General features: G+C 57.5%; 2 tRNA genes and 2 rRNA genes. All 4 read left to right on the top strand.

The annotated features are described in order from the left end of the window. A 16S ribosomal RNA gene (locus ASU33_RS00005) occupies positions 1–589 on the top strand; the annotation flags it as partial. Between the two features lie 129 nt (positions 590–718). Continuing rightward, a tRNA-Ile gene (locus ASU33_RS00010) sits at positions 719–792 on the top strand. Between the two features lie 36 nt (positions 793–828). Then, positions 829–902, top strand: a tRNA-Ala gene (locus ASU33_RS00015). A gap of 183 nt (positions 903–1085) precedes the next feature. Continuing rightward, a 23S ribosomal RNA gene (locus ASU33_RS21615) occupies positions 1086–2498 on the top strand; the annotation flags it as partial.

Consider the following 2498-nt stretch of genomic DNA (forward strand, 5'->3'; position numbering starts at 1 on the left):
GCAKGTGGTTTAATTCGATGATMCGCGAGGAACCTTACCTAGGCTAGAATGCGCGTGACCGGTTCGGAGACGGACCTTTCCTTCGGGACACAAAGCAAGGTGCTGCATGGCCGTCGTCAGCTCGTGCCGTGAGGTGTTGGGTTAAGTCCCGCAACGAGCGCAACCCCTATGTTTAGTTGCCAGCGCGTCAAGGCGGGGACTCTAGACAGACTGCCTGCGCAAGCAGCGAGGAAGGCGGGGACGACGTCAGGTCATCATGGCCCTTACGCCTAGGGCTACACACGTGCTACAATGGGCGGTACAGCGGGTTGCCACGCAGCGATGCGGAGCCAATCTCGAAAAGCCGTTCTCAGTTCGGATCGCAGTCTGCAACTCGACTGCGTGAAGCTGGAATCACTAGTAATCGCGTATCAGCAACGACGCGGTGAATACGTTCCCGGGCCTTGTACACACCGCCCGTCAAGCCATGGAAGTCTGGTAGACCTGAAGCTGGTGCTCGTCGCAGAAGCCAGTTAGGGTAGAACAGGTAACTGGGGCTAAGTCGTAACAAGGTAGCCGTACCGGAAGGTGCGGCTGGATCACCTCCTTTCTGGAGCACTTTTGTTGCTGCGCCGGCCGGTTGTGTTCGCCGCGCGTGCGCTTGTTGTTTTCCCGCTCGCTCAAACAAATTGAGAAACGAGGATTCGTTGCGGCCCTTCGGGGCGGCAACCGAAGACCCGGGCTTGTAGCTCAGGTGGTTAGAGCGCGACACTGATAATGTCGAGGTCCGTGGTTCGAGTCCACGCAGGCCCACTCGCTTCGGCGTCCGGCCGCGGCGACTTGTACGACGGGGGATTAGCTCAGCTGGCTAGAGCACCTGCCTTGCACGCAGGGGGTCAACGGTTCGAATCCGTTATTCTCCACTCTTTTTTCGGAAGCGGCTTCTTTGGTGAGGCGTTTCCCCCATGATGGGCGACAGGCCCGTCATACGTTCTTTGACGTAACGGCTAGCAAACATAGTAGAGAAATAGCCCAACCACCTTGCGTGGTTGAGCATCACACGAGCAAACGACAGTTCCCTGCTTACTCGGGAACGACCGTTACTGACGGAAGTAACGAAGGGCGCACGGGGGATGCCTAGGCTCTCGGAGGCGACGAAGGACGTGATAAGCTGCGATAAGCTTGGGGGAGGGGCACATACCCGCTGATCCCAGGATTTCCGAATGGGGCAACCCACTTGGTTGAAGACCAAGTATTCGATCCGCAAGGACGAAGGCGAACGCGGGGAACTGAAACATCTAAGTACCCGCAGGAACAGAAAATAACAATGATTCCCCCAGTAGTGGCGAGCGAACGGGGACGAGCCCAAACCGGGTTGGTTACGGCCAGCCCGGGGTTGTAGGACCACGGCGTGGGACCTTTTTACGGTAGTCGAAACAGGTGGGAAACTGTACCAGAGACGGTGAGAGTCCGGTAGACGACATTGTAAGAGGCCCTAGTGGACTCCTGAGTAGGGCGGGGTTGGAGACGCCCCGTCCGAATCCGCCGGCACCATCCGGCAAGGCTACATACTCCCGAGAGACCGATAGTGAACCAGTACCGTGAGGGAAAGGTGAAAAGAACCCCGGATAGGGGAGTGAAAAGAACCTGAAACCGTGCGCTTACAAGCGGTCGGAGCCCCGGTTGTGGGGTGACGGCGTGCCTTTTGCATAATGAGCCTACGAGTTGCTCCTCCCTGGCAAGGTTAAGCGCTTGGAAGCGCGGAGCCGCAGCGAAAGCGAGTCTGAACAGGGCGCAGAGTCAGGGGGGGCAGACGCGAAACTTTGTGATCTACCCATGGGCAGGGTGAAGGTTGGGTAACACCAACTGGAGGCCCGAACCAGTTTCCGTTGAAAAGGATTTGGATGACCTGTGGGTAGGGGTGAAAGGCCAATCAAACTGAGAAATAGCTCGTACTCCCCGAAATGTATTGAGGTACAGCGTCGTGGTCGAGTCACCTGGAGGTAGAGCTACCGATTGGACTAGGGGGTGTCACAGCCTACCGAATCCAGACGAACTCCGAATGCCACGGTGATATACACGGCAGTGAGGCCTGGGGTGCTAAGGTCCCAGGCCGAGAGGGAAAGAACCCAGACCATCCGCTAAGGTCCCTAAATCCGGGCTAAGTTGAACAAAGGAGGTCCAGTTGCCTTGACAGCCAGGATGTTGGCTTGGAAGCAGCCATTCATTTAAAGAGTGCGTAACAGCTCACTGGTCGAGCGACAGGGCATCGATAATACGCGGGCATCAAGTCCGGTACCGAAGCGATGGGTTGCAGCTTGCTGCAGCGGTAGGGGAGCATTCCAGCAGCGGCGAAGCCGCGACCGGGAGGCGCGGTGGAGCGGCTGGAAAAGCAAATGTAGGCATGAGTAACGATAATGGGGGTGCGAAACCCCCACGCCGATAGACTAAGGTTTCCTGCTCAACGCTAATCGGAGCAGGGTTAGTCGGGACCTAAGGCTAAGCCGACAGGCGATGAC

Origin of the sequence: Solirubrum puertoriconensis (genome assembly GCF_001483135.1) — a bacterium.
Taxonomy (GTDB): Bacteria; Bacteroidota; Bacteroidia; order Cytophagales; family Hymenobacteraceae; genus Solirubrum; species Solirubrum puertoriconensis.